14 protein-coding genes are annotated in these 16,606 nt (G+C 66.2%); 9 read left to right on the forward strand and 5 right to left on the reverse strand.

Annotation, left to right across the window (positions count from 1 at the left end):
- The first annotated feature begins 66 nt into the window (after nucleotides 1-66).
- From AKJ09_RS38105 to rplI, 5 genes are all read left to right on the forward strand, one after another.
- A complete protein-coding gene (locus AKJ09_RS38105) occupies nucleotides 67-774 on the forward strand; it encodes a 50S ribosomal protein L25 (protein ID WP_240488743.1) in 708 nt (235 codons plus the stop codon).
- A 54-nt stretch (nucleotides 775-828) separates the two neighbouring features.
- Nucleotides 829-1,515, forward strand: coding sequence for an aminoacyl-tRNA hydrolase (gene pth, locus AKJ09_RS38110; RefSeq protein ID WP_146652752.1), 687 nt, complete (start codon nucleotides 829-831; stop codon nucleotides 1,513-1,515).
- 266 nt (nucleotides 1,516-1,781) lie between these two features.
- Complete coding sequence (gene rpsF, locus AKJ09_RS38115) at nucleotides 1,782-2,348, forward strand: 30S ribosomal protein S6 (protein WP_146652753.1); 567 nt, start codon at nucleotides 1,782-1,784, stop codon at nucleotides 2,346-2,348.
- 65 nt (nucleotides 2,349-2,413) lie between these two features.
- On the forward strand, nucleotides 2,414-2,701 hold the full coding sequence (gene rpsR, locus AKJ09_RS38120) for a 30S ribosomal protein S18 (RefSeq protein ID WP_146652754.1): 288 nt from the start codon (nucleotides 2,414-2,416) through the stop codon (nucleotides 2,699-2,701).
- Nucleotides 2,702-2,713: 12 nt separating this feature from the next.
- Nucleotides 2,714-3,169 (forward strand): 50S ribosomal protein L9, encoded by a 456-nt coding sequence (gene rplI, locus AKJ09_RS38125; protein ID WP_146652755.1) that lies wholly within the window; start codon nucleotides 2,714-2,716, stop codon nucleotides 3,167-3,169.
- A 121-nt stretch (nucleotides 3,170-3,290) separates the two neighbouring features.
- On the opposite strand, the gene AKJ09_RS38130 is transcribed toward rplI, so the two are convergent.
- The gene (locus tag AKJ09_RS38130) at nucleotides 3,291-4,796 is read right to left on the reverse strand and encodes a sensor histidine kinase (RefSeq protein ID WP_146652756.1); all 1,506 of its coding nucleotides are present in this window, start codon (nucleotides 4,794-4,796) and stop codon (nucleotides 3,291-3,293) included.
- Between the two features lie 288 nt (nucleotides 4,797-5,084).
- Between AKJ09_RS38130 and AKJ09_RS38135 the strand changes: the two genes are divergently transcribed.
- On the forward strand, nucleotides 5,085-6,149 hold the full coding sequence (locus tag AKJ09_RS38135) for an alpha/beta hydrolase (RefSeq protein WP_169928196.1): 1,065 nt from the start codon (nucleotides 5,085-5,087) through the stop codon (nucleotides 6,147-6,149).
- 62 nt (nucleotides 6,150-6,211) lie between these two features.
- On the opposite strand, the gene AKJ09_RS38140 is transcribed toward AKJ09_RS38135, so the two are convergent.
- Together AKJ09_RS38140 and AKJ09_RS54495 are read right to left on the reverse strand one after the other, a co-directional pair.
- The gene (locus AKJ09_RS38140) at nucleotides 6,212-6,574 is read right to left on the reverse strand and encodes a hypothetical protein (RefSeq protein WP_146652758.1); all 363 of its coding nucleotides are present in this window, start codon (nucleotides 6,572-6,574) and stop codon (nucleotides 6,212-6,214) included.
- Between the two features lie 170 nt (nucleotides 6,575-6,744).
- A complete protein-coding gene (locus tag AKJ09_RS54495; protein ID WP_205633918.1) occupies nucleotides 6,745-7,362 on the reverse strand; it encodes a hypothetical protein in 618 nt (205 codons plus the stop codon).
- A gap of 349 nt (nucleotides 7,363-7,711) precedes the next feature.
- Between AKJ09_RS54495 and dnaB the strand changes: the two genes are divergently transcribed.
- On the forward strand, nucleotides 7,712-9,157 hold the full coding sequence (gene dnaB, locus AKJ09_RS38150) for a replicative DNA helicase (RefSeq protein ID WP_240488744.1): 1,446 nt from the start codon (nucleotides 7,712-7,714) through the stop codon (nucleotides 9,155-9,157).
- A gap of 48 nt (nucleotides 9,158-9,205) precedes the next feature.
- Nucleotides 9,206-10,369 carry an ArsA family ATPase gene (locus AKJ09_RS38155; protein WP_146652760.1) on the forward strand — a complete coding sequence of 388 codons (1,164 nt, stop codon included), beginning with the start codon at nucleotides 9,206-9,208 and terminating at the stop codon, nucleotides 10,367-10,369.
- A gap of 430 nt (nucleotides 10,370-10,799) precedes the next feature.
- On the opposite strand, the gene der is transcribed toward AKJ09_RS38155, so the two are convergent.
- Together der and era are read right to left on the reverse strand one after the other, a co-directional pair.
- Nucleotides 10,800-12,212 (reverse strand): ribosome biogenesis GTPase Der, encoded by a 1,413-nt coding sequence (gene der / locus AKJ09_RS38160; protein ID WP_146652761.1) that lies wholly within the window; start codon nucleotides 12,210-12,212, stop codon nucleotides 10,800-10,802.
- Complete coding sequence (gene era / locus AKJ09_RS38165) at nucleotides 12,209-13,420, reverse strand: GTPase Era (RefSeq protein ID WP_169928197.1); 1,212 nt, start codon at nucleotides 13,418-13,420, stop codon at nucleotides 12,209-12,211. The genes der and era overlap by 4 nt, the downstream gene beginning before the upstream one ends.
- Before the next feature lie 163 nt (nucleotides 13,421-13,583).
- Here era and AKJ09_RS38170 point away from each other — a divergent pair, with 163 nt between their 5' ends.
- Nucleotides 13,584-16,595 (forward strand): ArnT family glycosyltransferase, encoded by a 3,012-nt coding sequence (locus AKJ09_RS38170; RefSeq protein WP_146652763.1) that lies wholly within the window; start codon nucleotides 13,584-13,586, stop codon nucleotides 16,593-16,595.
- Nucleotides 16,596-16,606 lie beyond the last annotated feature (11 nt).

A 16,606-nucleotide genomic window follows, 5' to 3' on the forward strand; every position in this document is an offset into this window, starting at 1 on the left:
TTGCCTTGGGCGTGTCGCACTCTTGTTTCGCTGACTGCAGTTTCGAGGATAACGAGGAGCAACGCCATGTCCGCCGCCATGCACAACGTCACCGCCACCTCCCGCAACCAGCGCGGAAAGGGCGCCGCGCGCCGTCTTCGTAACGATGGCCAGATCCCCGCGGTCGCGTACGGCAAGGAGCTCGCGGCGACCCCCCTCGCGGTGCAGCCCAAGGACATCCTCGGCGTCCTCCGCAGCGAGCGCGGCCAGAACACCGTCCTTCAGATGAAGGTCGACGGTGCGAAGGACCTGCTCGTCATGATCAAGACGTACACCTATCACCCGGTGTCGCGTGAGCTCGAGCACGTCGACTTCGTCGAGGTGAAGCTCGACCGCCACGTCGACGTCGACATCCCCCTCGTCGCGACCGGCAAGGCTGCCGGCATCGTGCAGGGCGGCATCCTCCGCCAGGTTTACCGCACGGTGCCCGTGCGCTGCCTCCCGGACCGCATCCCGCTGAAGATCGAAGTCGACGTCACCCCGCTCAGCCTGGGCGAGGCGATCCACGCGAAGGAGCTCCCGCTCCCCGAGGGCGTCGAAGTTCGTCTCCCCGCCGAGCAGACGGTCGTTTCGGTCGTCGCGCCGGAGAAGGATCGCTCGGAAGAGGCTGCGGCTGCGCCGGGTGCGGCTCCCGCGGCGGGTGCAGCTCCTGCTGCCGCTGGTGGCAAGGCCCCCGCGGCCGCTGGTGGCAAGGCTGCGGCTCCCGCGGCTGCCAAGGACGGGAAGAAGAAGTAGTAACTTTCCGGGGCGTCGCGGTTTCCGAGGACGCCCTCGAGCGAGTCTTTCTCCGTGCACCTCGTCGTCGGACTCGGCAATCCGGGTCGCAAGTACGAGAAAAACCGGCACAACGTCGGCTTCATGGTCGTCGAGCGCCTCGCGCGCTCGCACGGCCTTGCCGACTTCAAGGAGAAGTTCAGCGGCGTCTGGACGAAGGGCGATCTCTCCATCGGTGGAGATCGCCATCCCGTCGCACTTCTCGAGCCGGGCACGTTCATGAACCTGTCGGGCGACAGTGTTCAACCGGCGTCGGCCTTCTTGAAGGTGGCGCCCCCGCAAGTCATCGTCGTTCACGACGAGCTCGATCTGGCCTGGAAGGACGTGCGCCTGAAGGTCGGAGGAGGGCACGCAGGTCACAACGGCCTGCGAAGCATCATCGGCCGTCTCGGCACGCCGGAGTTCGTGCGCGTGCGCGTGGGCATTGGCCGTCCGCCGCCGGGATTCCGAGGCGACGTCGCCGACTACGTGCTCCAGGACTTCGACGCGATGGAGAGCGCAGAGCTCGGTGGTGTCGTCGATCAGGCGTGCGCAGCCGTGGAGAAGGTGATTGCCCTCGGCGCCGCTGCAGCGATGAATGTGCTCAACGGCCCGCCTCCGCGAAACGCGCCTCCCAAGGACGGCGCGAAGAGCGGCCCGAAGAACGGGAATGGCGGAAAGGGAGGCGGTCCTCCTGCCTCCAAGAACGCCAAGAACGGCTGAGCGAACGAGAATCGAAAACCCGGAGCGCAGAGCGCTTCGGGTTTTGCGCTATTTCGAGCATTAAAACCGTCGACAAGCGGAAGAAGCGCTGCTACACAGCGCACCCCCGTCAATTTTGTCGGGGATGTTCCTTGCTCGTGAGCTCGTCCGAATCTCGAATTTCGAATTTCGAGGCTCGACGGGAGCGCGGGCTCCCCGAGGCGATGTTCCGGTCTTCTCGACCGGTCAGACAGCGCAACGGGTGATCCAGAAGGAGATACTGCATCATGCCCGAGGCTCAGATCCTCAAGTCGAGAGAGTACGAGACCATCTACATTCTGCGGTCCGACGTGGACGCGGATACGGCCGACAAGGTCCAGGCGCGCGTCGCCGAGGTTGTCGCCCGTGACAACGGCAAGCTCGTGAAGGTGGAGGCCTGGGGCCGCCGCAAGCTTGCGTACCCCGTCGCGAAGCAGAAGAAGGGCGTCTACGTCTACGTCAAGTACGTGGGTCGTGGCGGCCTCGTCGCGGAGCTCGAGCGTAACCTCAAGCTCGCGGAGTCGGTCCTCAAGTTCCAGACCGTGCAGACGAACGACGACGTCGACTTCGCTGCTCTCACGGTGGATCCGGAGGAGATCAAGTTCCAGCGTCTCGAGCTCCCGGTCGAGGACGAGAAGGAAGAGTCGCGTGAGCGCGCGCTCGGTCTCGTCGACCTCGGCGAGGAGCGTCGTCCGCGCCGCGAAGCTGGCGAGGACGAGTTCGCCGAGGCAGGCGAGGGTGGTGAGGCTGCTGAGAGTGCAGCCGAGGAAGCTGCCCCGGCCAGCACGAAGGAAGGCGAAGACGAGGCCAACTGAGCTCCTACGAGCTCGGTGGTTTCGCCCCTTCCTCCCAAGAACTTCGATCCCAGGAGAGATGAATCATGGCGATGATGGATGACGACAAGGATTTCGGCAGGACGCCGGACCTGAACGCGGACGCCCCCGGGCGTCGCCGCGGCGGCAAGAAGCGCGTTTGCAAGTTCTGCGCGGATAAGACCGTCACGATCGATTACAAGGACCCGCAGGCGCTCAAGTACTTCGTGTCGGAGCGCGGCAAGGTCGTTCCCCGCCGCATCAGCGGCAACTGTGCGCTTCACCAGCGCAAGGTCACGCTTGCGGTCAAGCGCGCGCGCAACATCGCGCTCTTGCCCTTCACGGTCACGAGCTAGTCGGAGGCGACCATGGCAGCAACCCTTCAAGTAGTCTTGCAGAGCGACGTCGCGAACGTCGGCAAGTCGGGCGAGCTCGTCAAGGTTCGTCCGGGCTTCGCACGCAACTATCTCATCCCGCGCAGCCTCGCGGTCCCCGCGACCACGGCCGCCGTCAACCGCATCAACCACGAAAAGGCGGTTGCGGTTGCCAAGGCGGATAAGGCCAAGAAGGAAGCGCAGGGCGTTGCGGAGAAGATCAACGGCCTCAAGCTCACGATGGCTCGCTCCGTCGGCGAGGACGACCGCCTCTTCGGCTCCGTCACCGCCAAGGAGATCGAGTCCGCGGCGAAGGCCGCCGGCATCGAGATCGACCGCAAGAAGATGCACCTCGCGGAGCCCCTCAAGGCTCTCGGCACCTTCGAGATCCCGGTCAAGCTCATGACGGACGTGACGGCGACCCTCAAGGTCGAAGTCGTCAAGAAGTAGTCCGACCTCGGACTCGCAAGGAAGGCCACACCTCTTCGGAGGGTGGCCTTTCTCGTTTTGTCGCCTCGTTTTGTCGCCTCGGGAGCGTTCGATCGCTTCCAACGCTGCTCGTTGCGTGCCCTCAGCCGTTGCGAGAGGCGGCGGGGAGGATGACGCGGAACACGCTTCCGTGACCGAGGCGGCTGTCGACGAGAATCTTGCCGCCGAACGACGTCACGATGCCATGGCAGATCGCGAGCCCGAGCCCGGTGCCGACGCCGGGAGCTTTGGTCGTGAAGAACGGCTCGAAGATCCTGCGGAGATGGGCATCCGGGATTCCGACCCCGGTGTCTCGCACGACGATGACGGCGCTTCCATCGTCGGTGGTCGAGGTGGTCACCGCGATGCGATGGCTCGCGGGTGAAGCGCCTTCCGGGATCGCTTGGGCCGCGTTCAGGATCAGGTTGAGGAAGACCTGGTGCAAACGGCCCTCGGTCGCGAGAACGAGAGGGACGTCGTCGAACTCTCGCTCGACGCGAGCGCGTGGCGAGAGAGCCGGTGCGCTCATGTCGAGGGCGAAGCCGAGCACGCGACGAACGTCGACCGGAACGCGCGGCTCGCCGTCGTCGCTCCGCGAGAAGCGCCGCAGGTCCTGCACGATCTCCTGGACGCGCTCGGCCCCTTCGATGGTCATGTCCACGGCTTGAGCGAGCTCCTCGAGAGCAACGTTGCGGAGGCCGCGCCGAACGCGCTCGAGATTGAGGAGCATGTAGCCGAGGGGATTGTTGATCTCGTGCGCCACGCCCGCGGCGAGCACCCCGAGGGCGGCAAGCCGCTCGGCTTCGAGCACCTGCCTCTGCAGGCGTGCGCGCTCGGTGACGTCACGAATCAGAACGGTCACCGACGTCGAAAAGCCTTCGTGCGAAGGGAGGAGAACGGCGTTGGCCGCGAAGACGCGTTGATCGCCATCGCGCTCGACGACGTATTCGAAGCTCTCCGGACGACCGGTGGTGACGACGGAGCGAATGCGTGATTCGCAGAACGACGCCTGCGGCTCGGCGAGCGCCTCGGTGAAGGGGCGTCCTTGGAGCTCGTCTTCGCTCTTCTCGAAGAACGTCGCGTCTTGGGCCCATAGGCCGATGACACGCATGTTCGTGTCGAGCTCGAGGACGACGCCGTCGGCGTGCGCCGCGAACATGCGCAGCCAGTTCTCGGCATCACGTAGGACGCGCGTGGCATTCCGTTCGCGCGTCACTTCTCGGAAGGTCCAAACGCGATCGTGTGTGTCGGGGTCGTCGGCCGTGCCCCATTCGATGGTGCGACCGTCGATGGTCGTCAGCTCACCGCGCCGTTCGGGATCGCTCGTCGAGAGCAAGTCGGCGAGAGCCGCTGCGCTCTCGTCGCCGCGACGGAGCGCGCCGAGGAGTGCCGTGAAGGTCGTCTCCTTCGGCGCGACGTCGAGCCCCCAGAGGTCGCAGAAGCGCTCGTTCAGCGCTAGAACCGTCCCGTCGTCCTGCACGGCCAGGAGGGCAACGCCAGACGCCTCGGCCTGCGCTTCGAGCAACGCCGATGAAGGCCCGAGCGGCGCTCGGCTTCGTCCTTCGGCCTGACTTCGAGCGGTCCGACCACCCGCGCGTCGCTCCCTCATCCGCCCCGGTCCTCCCTTGGAGCCTGCGGAGAAGGCTCCTCCGTGCCGACACCTCGACACTAGCACGGGCTTCGGAGACGAATGTAGGCGGGCGGGGCGTATCCTCCCTAGGGAGGATAGTGGAGGCCATCGCCAGACGAGCCTCGGCGACGATACGTTGATTCCATGGCCCGCTGTGCGTGGGCCATGAGCTGTCGCCGAGGGAGAGGAAGCGGCAGCTCCGTGTCAACGAACCGGTCGTGCGCGCCATCCCGGGTGGGGGGCGCACGGCGCAAGGAGGGTCGATCCATGTCGAGATTCGGTCACTTCACACTCTCGCTTTGTCTCGCGCTTGCTTCTTCGTTGGTCGTGTCCGCGCCGGCAACGGCGCACGCTCATGATGGTCAAGGTGACCAAGGTGAGCAACGTGAGCAAGATGACCAAGGGCACGGTCGCTTCGACGTCGACCGCGTCGATTTTCCCGTCACGCTATCCGACGGCAACGCGTACCACGTTGCCGGGTATCTCTATCACCGCGGCTCTCCGCAGAGCCGCGTGCTGCAAGTCGTGGTGCACGGCGGCAACTACGACCACAAGTACTGGGACATCGACGATCTTCACGGTCGCGACTACTCCTACGCGCGTTACATGACCGATCGCGGCTACGCCGTTCTCGCGATCGATCAGATCGGCACGGGTGCGAGCAGTCGACCGGACGGCGATTGGCTGACGATCGACGACACGGCGCGTGCGCTCCACCAAGTCGTCGCGTCGATGCGTTCGCATCACAACCCGACCCATCACGCCTATCGAAAGATCGCGCTCGTCGGTCACTCGGCGGGCTCGCTGACATCGATCTATTCGACCGGCACGTACCACGATGCCGATGCACTCGTGACGACGGGGTGGCTGCACTCGCCGTTTCCGCTGCCCTTCGATCCGTCGACGGTCCTCGGGGCGCTCACCACTCCGTACGTCGCGGCGGGGACGTTCCCGGAGCCGTTTCTGGCGGCGACTTTCTATCACCTGCCGACGACGGATCCGGACATGATCCATTACGACTACACGCATCTGCAGGCGACCATCGCTCGCCGGCAGTTCCTCGATCTGCTCGGCACGGCGCTCAATCCGGTGCTGAGTCGCAGCGCGAACGTGACCGAGCCGGTGCTCGCGCAGCTCGGTGAGTACGACAAGATGGCGCCGAGCGGTTACTCCGCGGGGGAGGCGAGCTTCTACCCGCATGCTTCGCAGTTCACGATCCAGCCGATGACCGACATTGGCCATGACGTGAACGCCCACAAGAACCATCTCCAGAGCTGGCGAGGAATCGATCGATGGCTCGGCGCGACGCTCGGTAGCTGTCGCGACGACTGACGGCGATTCCGTTTCGCAGATCCTTGGCGGCGGCGGCGGCGAGAGAGAGAGGGGGGCCGCCGTCAGGGGTTCGAGGTCTTCGCGCGCGCGAGCGATTGGCGCACGGACGCTTCGAGACGCGAGCGAAACACGTTGCGGTTCGACACGACCGACACGCGCCCTCCGACGGCCAAGACCGTGATGGCGACGCCGATCGCGACGAGCCGCGACTTCACGAAGACGCAGTACGTATCCGTTCGAGGCTCGACGCGTGAGGACCAAGCGCTGGTCCGCTTTCGGAACTCCGCGTCGTAGCCCGTCTGATCTTCCGAATCGACGAACAGATGCAGATGATTCTGATCGGGACCAAAGGTCTCGTCGAACGTGCGTTCGATGAATTCGATGTGTCCGACGTCGGTATGGCCCTTGTATTTGAAGACCATCACGGTCGGCGCGGGCAGCCAGATCCTCAGCTCTCCGCGCTCAGAACGGTGAAAGAAGCTCGGCCCGTCGTCGATTGCGACTGCGTCCTCCAGAGCCATCGAACGAGTCTGATGCCTCTGTCGGCGAAGTCAACGTCGTGCGCGACGCGCATCGCGCACGATCGGAGAGATCGTCAGGCTCGCGCTGCGCGCTTCTTCGCCCCGGCCTTCTTGGTGGGCGTCTTGGCGGACGTCTTCTTGGCGCTGGGCTTGGTGGGCGCGGTCTTCTTTGGCGCGCTCTTCTTTGCAGCGGTCTTCTTCGCGGCCGGCTTCTTCGCGGCCGGCTTCTTTGCAGCGGTCTTCTTCGCGGTGGCCTTCTTCGTCGATGCCTTGGCCGCGGTCTTCTTCGTGGCCTTCGCTGCGAACGCGCCGCGTGCCGTACGGGCGGCGGAGAGCTCGGCGTCGACCTTGAGGCGCAACGCGGACCACTCGGCATCGAGCGCGACCTGCGCGACGGGCTCCCAGCCCGCGGCTTGGATGGCGTGCGCAAGGCTGTCGCGATTCAGATCCGTTCCGAGCTGCTTTGCCTTGGGGTAGGCGAACCAGACGAGGCCGGACGGGGCGCGGCGCGAGCCGGCCAGCTTGAGCGTCTTGGCGACGTCCTTCTCGTGAACGACGAAGGCAACGACCACGTCGGCTTTGCCTGAGCTCAGGAGCTTGGTGCCGCGCGGTAGTTCGAGGACGTAGCCTCGCGCGTCACCGACCATCGCAACGGCATGCTTCTCCGTGATCCGAAGTTTCGAGGCGATCATGGCGCCCTTTGTACTCGCTCGGCATTGACTCCGGGGCTCGAAACGACAAACGTTCAACGTGTAGAGCAGTAAACGGCCGCCCTGATCGCCGTCGATCTCGGTCTCGATCTCGGTCTCGATCTCGATCTCGATCTCGATCTCGATGTCGGTCTCGATCTCGATTCGCCCTCGTCACCCGTGATTGGGCGTCCCTGACTCACTTCTTTCGTCGTTCGTACGCGTGCGTTTCGCAAAGCGTGGAGCATCGGGTAAGAGGCGCGGTCGGGACTGAGGTTGGTCGCCCGATGAGGGCGTTCGGTTTTTGGAGGTTCGGGCTGTGGAAAAGGCGCGGTTTTCTCGGGAAAAAAACGTGGAAAACCCGCCCCCGATCGAGGGGCGCGTCCCCCCGAACGACCTGGATGCCGAGGCCGCGGTTCTCTCGGCCGTCATGCTCGACCCGAGCGCGCTCGACAAGGTGACCGACCTCAAGCCCGAGTATTTCTACTCCGAGGCGCACCGGCGCATCTTCGAGGCGTGCGTGGAGCTCCGCGCCGGCGGACACCCGGTCGACGTTCTCCAGGTCGGCAGTTGGCTGCGCGATCGACAGCGCCTCGCCCAGGTCGGCGGCACAGGCTATCTGACCGAGATTCTCGATGCTGCGCCGGTCGTGGCGAACGTCGCGGCGTACGGGCGAACCATCCACGAGAAGTACCGTATCCGTCAGCTGATCCTCGCGTGCCAGAAGGTCACCGCGCAGGGCTACGTCGACTACGGCGAGGCGCAGTCGTTCATCGACGGCGCCGAGCAGGCCATCTACAACATCGCGCGAACCGCGTCGAAGCAGAGCGTCGAGAAGCTCCTCGACGTCATGAAGAAGTCGTTCAAGCGCTTGAACGATGCCGTCTCGCGCGGCGACCGCATCACCGGCGTGTCCACGGGCTTCGACCGCTTCGATGCGAAGACGGCCGGGCTGCATGAAGGCGACCTCACGATCATCGCCGCGCGTCCCGGCATGGGAAAGACCAGCTTCGTTCTGAACCTGGCGGCAAACGTCGCCGCGCCGAAGAAGCGCGAGGTCGACGGCGACCCGAGTCAGACCTGGGAAGAGCCCGGTGTCGGAGCCGTCGTCTTCTCCCTCGAAATGCCGCGCGAGCAGCTCGCCAATCGTCTGGTGTGCTGCGAAGCGCGCGTCGACGTCAGCAAGATGCGTACGGGTTTTTTGAGCCCGCAGGACTGGAGCAAGCTCACCCAGGCCGCGAGCTTCCTCGGCACGTTGCCGATCTGGATCGACGACTCGCCGGGTCTCACGCTCATCGAGCTCCGCGCGAAGGTTCGCCGCCTCCAGTCCGAGTTCGATCAGTACGACGACCAGGGCCGCAAGACCCGGAAGATCGGCTGCGTCATCGTCGACTACCTCCAGCTCATGAAGGGCCGCGACGGCGTGCAGTCGCGCGAGCAGGAAATCAGCGAGATCTCCCGAGGCTTGAAGGGCCTCGCAAAGGAGCTCGAAGTCCCGGTCCTCGCGCTCTCTCAGCTCAATCGAGCCGTCGAGCAGCGTAGCGAGAAGTCGAAGCGGCCGCTCATCAGCGACCTTCGTGAGTCGGGCGCCATCGAGCAGGACGCCGACAACATCATCTTCATCTACCGCGACGACTACTACAACAAGGAGGACTCCGCCGAGCCGAACGTGGCGGAGCTCATCATCGCGAAGCAGCGTAACGGTCCGACCGGAACGGCCAAGGTCCGGTTCGACAAGCAATGGACGCGCTTCGACAACCTCGCCGAGGGCGAGTACGAGGACGAGGGCGGCGACTGACGGCCGCTGCGCGCCGCCTGGCGCGGGTTGTGGTAGAAGGCGAGGGGCATGGCTTCTTCAGCGCCCTCGCTCGCGGAGCTGATCGAAACACGGCGCGTGATCGTGACCGTCGGTGCCGGTGGCGTGGGCAAGACCACGACCGCGGCCGCGATTGGCGTGGCGGCGGCGCGGGCCGGCAAGCGCGTTCTCTGCCTGACCATCGACCCGGCCAAGCGCCTCGCCGAGAGCCTCGGTATCGGTCAGATGACGTCCGAGGCGGTGACGGTCGATCCGCGTCGCTTCGCGGATGCGGGCGTGCCCCTCGAGGGCAGCCTGACGGCGATGATGCTCGACACGAAGCGCACGTTCGACGACCTGATCCTGCGCTACTCGTCGAGCAAGGAGAAGGCCGAGCAGCTTCTCTCGAACAAGCTCTATCAGTACGTTTCCACGTCGCTCGCGGGCACGCAGGAGTACATGGCGATGGAGAAGCTCGTCGCCGTCAAAGACGACCCGCGCTACGACCTCGTCGTCCTCGACACGCCGCCCACGGCCAACGCACTCGACTTCCTCGATGCTCCGGAGCGGCTCATCACGGCGCTCGATTCGTCGACGATGAAGTGGTTCGTCGAGGCGTTCCAGAATAGCGGGAAGTTCTCGCTGAACCTCATCGCCAAGAGTGCGGCCACGATTCTGCGCGGCATCGGGCGCATCACTGGCGGCGGATTTCTCGAAGCGATGGCGGAATTCATCGCCGAGCTGAACGACCTCTTTGGCGGCTTCAAGGAGCGCGCGCGCAACGTCGAGAAGGCGCTGCGAGGGCCGGAGGTCGCGTTCGTGCTGGTGACGAGCGCTTCGCCGCCGAGCATCCAAGAGGTGCTCTACTTCGCCGAGCGGCTCGAAGAAGCGAACATGCCCCGTGGCGCGTTCGTCGTGAACCGCTTCCACATGCCGCCGCCTCTCGCAGAGGTCGGAATCACCGAGGCCGACGCCTCGGCGGGCATCGCTTCGCAGAAGCTGTTGCTCGACGCGAACGCGCCGGCGCGCATCGTCTCGGCGTTCGAAGACGCCAAGCGCCTCGCCTCACTCGATGCGCGCCACGTGCAGTCGCTCGTGGCCTCGGCCGCCAAGGGCGGCACGCCGGTCGTGCGCGTCGCGGAGCTCGAGACGGACGTGCACGACATCCGGCTCCTCGCGAAGCTCGCCGACATCCTGATTCAGCCCCCCGCCTGAGCCTCCCGGTCGATGGGAGAGAGTCCCAGAGGGGACGGGGATCTATACAAGGGCGGAAGGACGGAAGACTCGAGGAGACGAGAGACGAGAGATCGGCGCGCAGCGCTCTCCTCGAGGTGCATCGCTGCCTTCCAGACCCAGCACCGAGCAACTGTCTTCGTCAGACATCCTCAGGGTGGTTCAATGCGAAGGCCTTGAGAGACCAAGACGCCTGTAGGTCGCGCCGAGGCGAGCGGCGGGTTCTGCGTCGCGCTCCTAGCGCGACGCGCCGAAGGCGACCCGCCGCGGGCAGCCGGGGGGAGGCTCGAGACCGTGAGGTCTCGAGGGGGGACTCCGTCCCCCAACAAGAAAGCGACCCGCCGCGGGCAGCCGGGGGGAGGCTCGAAACCGGAGGTTTCGAGGGGGCGGAAGCCCCCCGGGAGGGAATCGATCAGGCCTCTTCGTGGCCTTCGGCGACCTTCTTCTTGCCGCGACGGCGCTCGCGATAGACCACGCGAATCGGCACACCTTCGAAGCCGAAGTGCTGCCGGAGCTGGTTCACGACGAAGCGCTGATACGAGAAGTGCACCGAGTCGGGCGAGCTCGAGATGACGACGAACGTGGGCGGCGCCGTCTCGGCCTGCGTGATGTAGTAGAGGCGCGGGGCGCGGCCGCCCATCGTCGGCGGGGGCCGCGTCTCGAGGACCTGCTCGAAGAAGCGGTTCAACTCGCCCGTGGGAACACGCGCGTGGAAAGCGCTCGCGACCGCGTCGATCTTCTTGAAGAGCTCGGCGGAGCCGCGCCCCGTCTTGGCGCTCACGAGGACGACGGGCGCGAACGGCGCGAAGGAGATCTTGTCGCGGGCGGCCTCTTCGGCTTTGGCGATCTGCTCCTTCGAGAGGAGGTCCGACTTGTTGAGCGCGATGATCATGCCACGGCCGCGATCGTTCGCGAGGCCGAGGATCTTCGCGTCTTGCTCGGCTACGCCCTCGGCGGCGTCGCACATGAGGACGATGACGCTCGAGCGCTCCATGGCCTTCACTGCGAGGCCGACGCTCGCCGTTTCGACGGTGTCGGAGGCCTTCGTGACCTTGCCCTTCTTACGGAGGCCCGCGGTGTCGACGAAGATGTAGCGCTTGCCGTTGCGCTCGACGAGCGCGTCGATCGCGTCGCGCGTCGTGCCGGGGCGCGAGTCGACGATCATCCGATCCTCGCCGAGGATGCGGTTCATCATGCTCGACTTGCCGGCGTTCGGCTTGCCGACGATCGAGATACGCGGGAGGAGCCCTTCGTGGTCGTCGCCGGGCTCGGTCTTCGCCGGAAGCGCCGCGATGATGGACGCTTCGAGCTCGCCGATGCCGCGACCGTGGAGACCGCTGATGGGGTGAACCTTGTCGACGCCGAGACGGTAGAGCTCGAACGCGTCGGCGTCCATCTTCGGCGAGTCGGCCTTGTTGGCGGCGTAGATGACGGGGTTCTTGCTCTTGCGGAGCAGCGCGATGGCGACGCGATCGGCGCTCGTGAGCGGTACTTCGGCGTCGCTGACGAACACGATGACGTCCGCTTCTTCGATGGCGGACTTCACGTGGCGGGTGATCCCGCTCTTCATCGGATCGTCGCTGTCGGGGTCGAAACCGCCGGTGTCGATGAGCGTGTAGTCGCGGCCGAACGCGCTCGTGTCCGCGTAGTGGCGGTCACGCGTGACGCCCGGCTCGTCGTGGACGATGGCGATGCGCTTGCGCGCGAGGCGGTTGAAGAGCGTGGACTTGCCAACGTTCGGACGGCCGACGATCGCCACGAGCGGGAGCCCGTGCGAACCGGCCGGCATGACGCGTGAAATGGCCCGGGGATGATGCTTCGTCATGATGCGTGACCTCTCGCGTTAGAGCGAGTCTTGCCGGCTCCCCCTCGGGGCTCGGTCGGGCCTTTCTCCTGCGCGTCTTTCTTCGTGGCTTGAGTGGACTGAGGCGTGACGTGAGACGTTTTGAGGGCCGGCGCGCCTGCGCGACCGGGGAGGCCCTTCTTGGCCTTGGCCTGCTGCGCTTTGCGCGCTGCCGAGCGGCGCTTGGTGCGGCCCTTTTCGCCCTCGATGTAGCCCAGATCGGCGAGGCGTGCCGGATCGTCGAACCAGCGGGGCGTCGCGCGGACGAAGGTCTCGAGGTGGACCTGCTGGCCGATCATCTGCTCGGCCCTGCGGCGTGCGGCGATGCCGATCTCGCGGAGCATCTTGCCGCCGTCGCCGATGATGATGGCCTTGTGCGAGTCCTTGGCGACGTGGACGGTGACCGCGATGCGGACGACCTTCGGGCCCTCCTCGAAGGAGTCGACGCTCACGGCCACGCCGTGGGGCACTTCCTCGCGCGTGCGACGGAGAACCTGCTCGCGGATGAACTCGGAGACGAAGAAGCGGACCGGCTTGTCGCTGAGCTCTTCCTCTCCGTAGAGGTGCTCGCCCTCGGGGAGGTGCTTGGCGATCTCGGTGAGGATTCGCTCGACGCCGTCGGCCTTGAGGGCGCTGACCGGGACCACGGCATCGAAACTGCGTAGGGCGCCGTAGGCCTCGAGGAACGGAAAGAGCAACGCGCGCGGCTGGACCCGGTCGATCTTGTTGACCAGGAGGATGGTCGGCTTGTTCTCGGGGATCGAGGCGAGGATCGTCCGATCTTCCTCGCGAATGCTGGGGGCCTTGCCCTCGCGGACGTCGGCGTCGGTCATGAAGAGGACGACGTCACAATCCTCCGCGGCCGCCGAGGCGAGCTCGTTCATGCGCTCGCCGAGCTTGCTCTTGGCGCGGTGGACACCGGGGGTGTCGAAGAACACGAACTGGGTGTTCTCGCGGGTCAGGATGCCGGCGATCCGGTCCCGGGTCGTCTGCGGGTGATGGCTGACGATGGCGATGCGCTCGCCGAGAATCGCGTTGAGCAGCGTGCTCTTGCCGACGTTCGGGCGGCCGAGCAGGGCAATCGTGCCCGCGCGCCCAGGAGCTCGAACCGGAGCTCGAGCAGCGGTTCGGGCCCGAGAGCCGTCCTTCGAGCGTGCGGATTTGCTGCGTGATGCGGGCGAGGCGGGCATTCGGGCCCGGTGCATACCACATCTGAGCCACCCCGAGGCCTCCCATGGAATACGCGACTTGCGGAGAGTTTACGCAAACCGTAAAGAGATTCGGCCTCGGTCGCAGGAGGGGGGATACGGCCCCGTTCCAGACCAGGACGCTTGACGCGCACGGTTCACGAATATGGCCGAAACCACTGATTCCGCAGAATCCGCAGTCTCCGCCGATTCCGGCGCTTCCTCCGCCGCCGAAGCTTCCGATGCCGCGAGCAGCGCGAGCAGCGCGCCCGCCCGCGAGGAAAATGACCGGGAGGCCGCCGCGGAGCCGGCGGAGCGTGAGCCCGAGCCTGAGGGGGTTGCCCGCTGGCTTCCGCTGGCCTTGGCGGTGCTCTTGCCCGTCGTGTTCTTTTTCCTGCTGCCGCCGCTCACCCGGGCCGGCCTCTGGGACCCGCACGAGCTCAACGTGGCGGACCTCGCACGGCGCATCGCGCTGAACCTCCACGGTGCGACGTCGCTCGCGCTCGAGGGCGCGGACAACTCACTGCCTCACCTGAACGACCTCGGCCGTCCGCAGCTGCCGTTCACGTCGATCGCCCTCGGGTTCAAGTTCTTCGGCTTGCACGAGTGGGCCGGTCGCGCGCCGCTCGCGGTCTGGGGTGTGCTCGGTGTGCTCGCGACGTACGGTTTCGTCGCGCGCCTGGTCGATCGCCGCGCGGGAATCTTCTCGGCCGTCGCGCTGACGACGATGCCGCTCTACTTCGTCGAAGCGCGCACGATGCTCGGTGACATCGTCACGATGAGCGCGTTCGCGATGGCCTTCGGCGGCCTGCTCGTCACCGTCTTCGATCGCAACGACGACGGCGAGCCCGATACCAAGGTCCGCCTCGGTTGGCTGGCGGTGGCCGCGATTGGCTTGATTTCCGGCTTCTACACGCGCGGCGGCTTCTTGGGCGTCGCCGTGCCCACGCTTGCGGTCGGCGCAGCGTTCGCCATCGCGCGTGCAAACGGCCAGCGTCGTTTCGACGTTCTCGGCACGGCGGTCGGCGCGGCGTCGCTCCTCGCGGGCGTCGTGTTCGGTTACCTCGGCATCGACGCGATGGCCGGCCCGCCGGGCGACCTTTCGCCGTGGGTGGGCGCCATGATCCACGCGCCGACGAAGTACCCCACGTTCGACTTCGAGATCGGCCACATCGCGGCGGCGCTCGCGCCCTGGAGCGCGTTCGTCCCGTTTGCCTTCGGCCGCCTTTTCATCGCGCCCCAAGGCAAGGACGGCGTGGCGTTCGTTCGTGAGAGCGAGGCGCGCACGGCCCTCCTCGTGGCCGCCGGCGTGGCCTTCTTCGCCCACGGCTGGCTCGCGGCGCGCACGGACCTCATCGGCTTCGCGGCTCCGGCGGTGCTCGCCGCCGCCTGCGGCGTTGCGCTCCGCGACTACGAGCGCGGCGCTCACCCGTCGCTCGCGGTCGGTGTCGGCACGGCGGTGCTCCTCGGCCTCTTCCACCACGAGTTCCACAAGCTGCCGGAGAAGGCCTTCCACGCCTTTGCCGTCTCCTCGTCGACGTTCCCCGAGAGCTTCAAGCCGCACGCGCTCACGGTCTGGTGGATTGCGCTTGGTGGCTTTGCGGCCGTTGCGTTGCTCACCTTCATCGAGCGCTACCGCCCGTGGTTCGTGAGCGTGCCCGCGCGCGTGAAGGCGCAGTTCGACGAGCCGAGCCGCAAACCGTTCGACCCGAAGGTCTACCTCCGCTTCCTGCTCGCGCTCCGCGACGCATGGGACGGCATGCTCGCGCTCGCGTACTTCGCCATGGTCGCGGGGGCGTCGCTCGCGGGCCTCGCGGTGTGGATCGGCACGCGGATGCACGCGCGCTGGCTCCCGCAGCTCTCCTCGCAGATGCGCGATCTCGTGCTCAACGCGTGGTGGCTGACGGCGTTCGCTCCGCTGTTCGTCATCTTCGGTGCGTTCTTCTGGTGCGACGTTTGGCTCTGGACGTTCGAGGGCGCGCGCCCGTTCGGTCGTACGTCCTTCGCGCGCGGCTTCGAGCCGTTCGAGCAGCTTGCCGAGCGCATCAAGGGTGGGCGTCTCGGGAAGACCATCCCGGATCTCATCACCGGCAAGCTGGTGGTGACGCCGGACCAGCTCGACGACGGCGTCGGCCCCACCGCGCTCTTGCTCCTCGGCCCGCTCATGTATCTGCAGGTGCCGGTGCTCGCCTTCGCGGGCCTGTACCTCGGAGGCATGCGTCCCGTCGTGGCGCTCGCGTTCGCGATTCCGTCCGGCGTCGCGCTCTTCCTCGTCCTCGGCGCCGTGGGCGATCTGCTCCGTGGTAGCCGCGCGGCGTTCATGATTGCGTGGGCGGCGCTCGTCGGCGCGATCCTCTGCGCGTCGTACTACCCGGCGCTCGCCAACCAGCTCTCGCCGAAGGAAGTCTTCGAGAGCTACCAGCGTCTCCACAAGGGAAGCGAACAGCTCGCGCTCTTCGGAGTCGGCGGTCGCACGGCGGCGTACTACGCGGGCGGTCAACCGAACATCCTCCGCGACACGAACTCCGCCTACGACTGGATGATGGGCAACGAGCCGTCGTCACGCCGCTTCGTGGCCGTCCGCTCCGAGGAGCTCGCGCGCCTCAATCGCGCGTACCGCGAGAAGTCGACGACGGGTCAGAACCTGCCCGTCGTCGATGCGCGTTCGAGCCAGATCATGCTCGTTGCGTCGTCGCTTCGTGATGGCGAAAAGAACGAGAACCCGCTCGAGAAGATCATCCTCACGAAGCCGGCCACGCCGCAGCACAAGCTCGACGTCAACCTCGAGGACAAGCTCGAGGTGCTCGGCTACGACATCGCGGACGCGAACGGCAAGCTCGTCGAGCACGTGGCGCCGGGGCGCAAGTACCACATGCGCACGTACTTCAAGGTGCTCGCGCCGATCACGACCGAGTGGGAGATGTTCATTCACATCGACGGCTTCAAGCGTCGCCACAACGGCGACCACAAGCTGGCCGAGGGCAAGTACCCGATGTCGCTCTGGCTCAAAGACGACGTGGTCCTCGACGATCACGAGTTCACACTCGAGCCGAACTTCACGCCGGGCAACTACACGCTCTACTTCGGTCTCTTCGTCGGCGAGAGCCGTCTGAAGGTGAAGTCGGGCCCGGCGGACAGCGAGAATCGCGTCAACGGCGGCGCCTTGCGCGTGCAGTAGCTTCGAAAGCC

Source organism: Labilithrix luteola, assembly GCF_001263205.1.
GTDB lineage: Bacteria > Myxococcota_A > Polyangia > Polyangiales > Polyangiaceae > Labilithrix > Labilithrix luteola.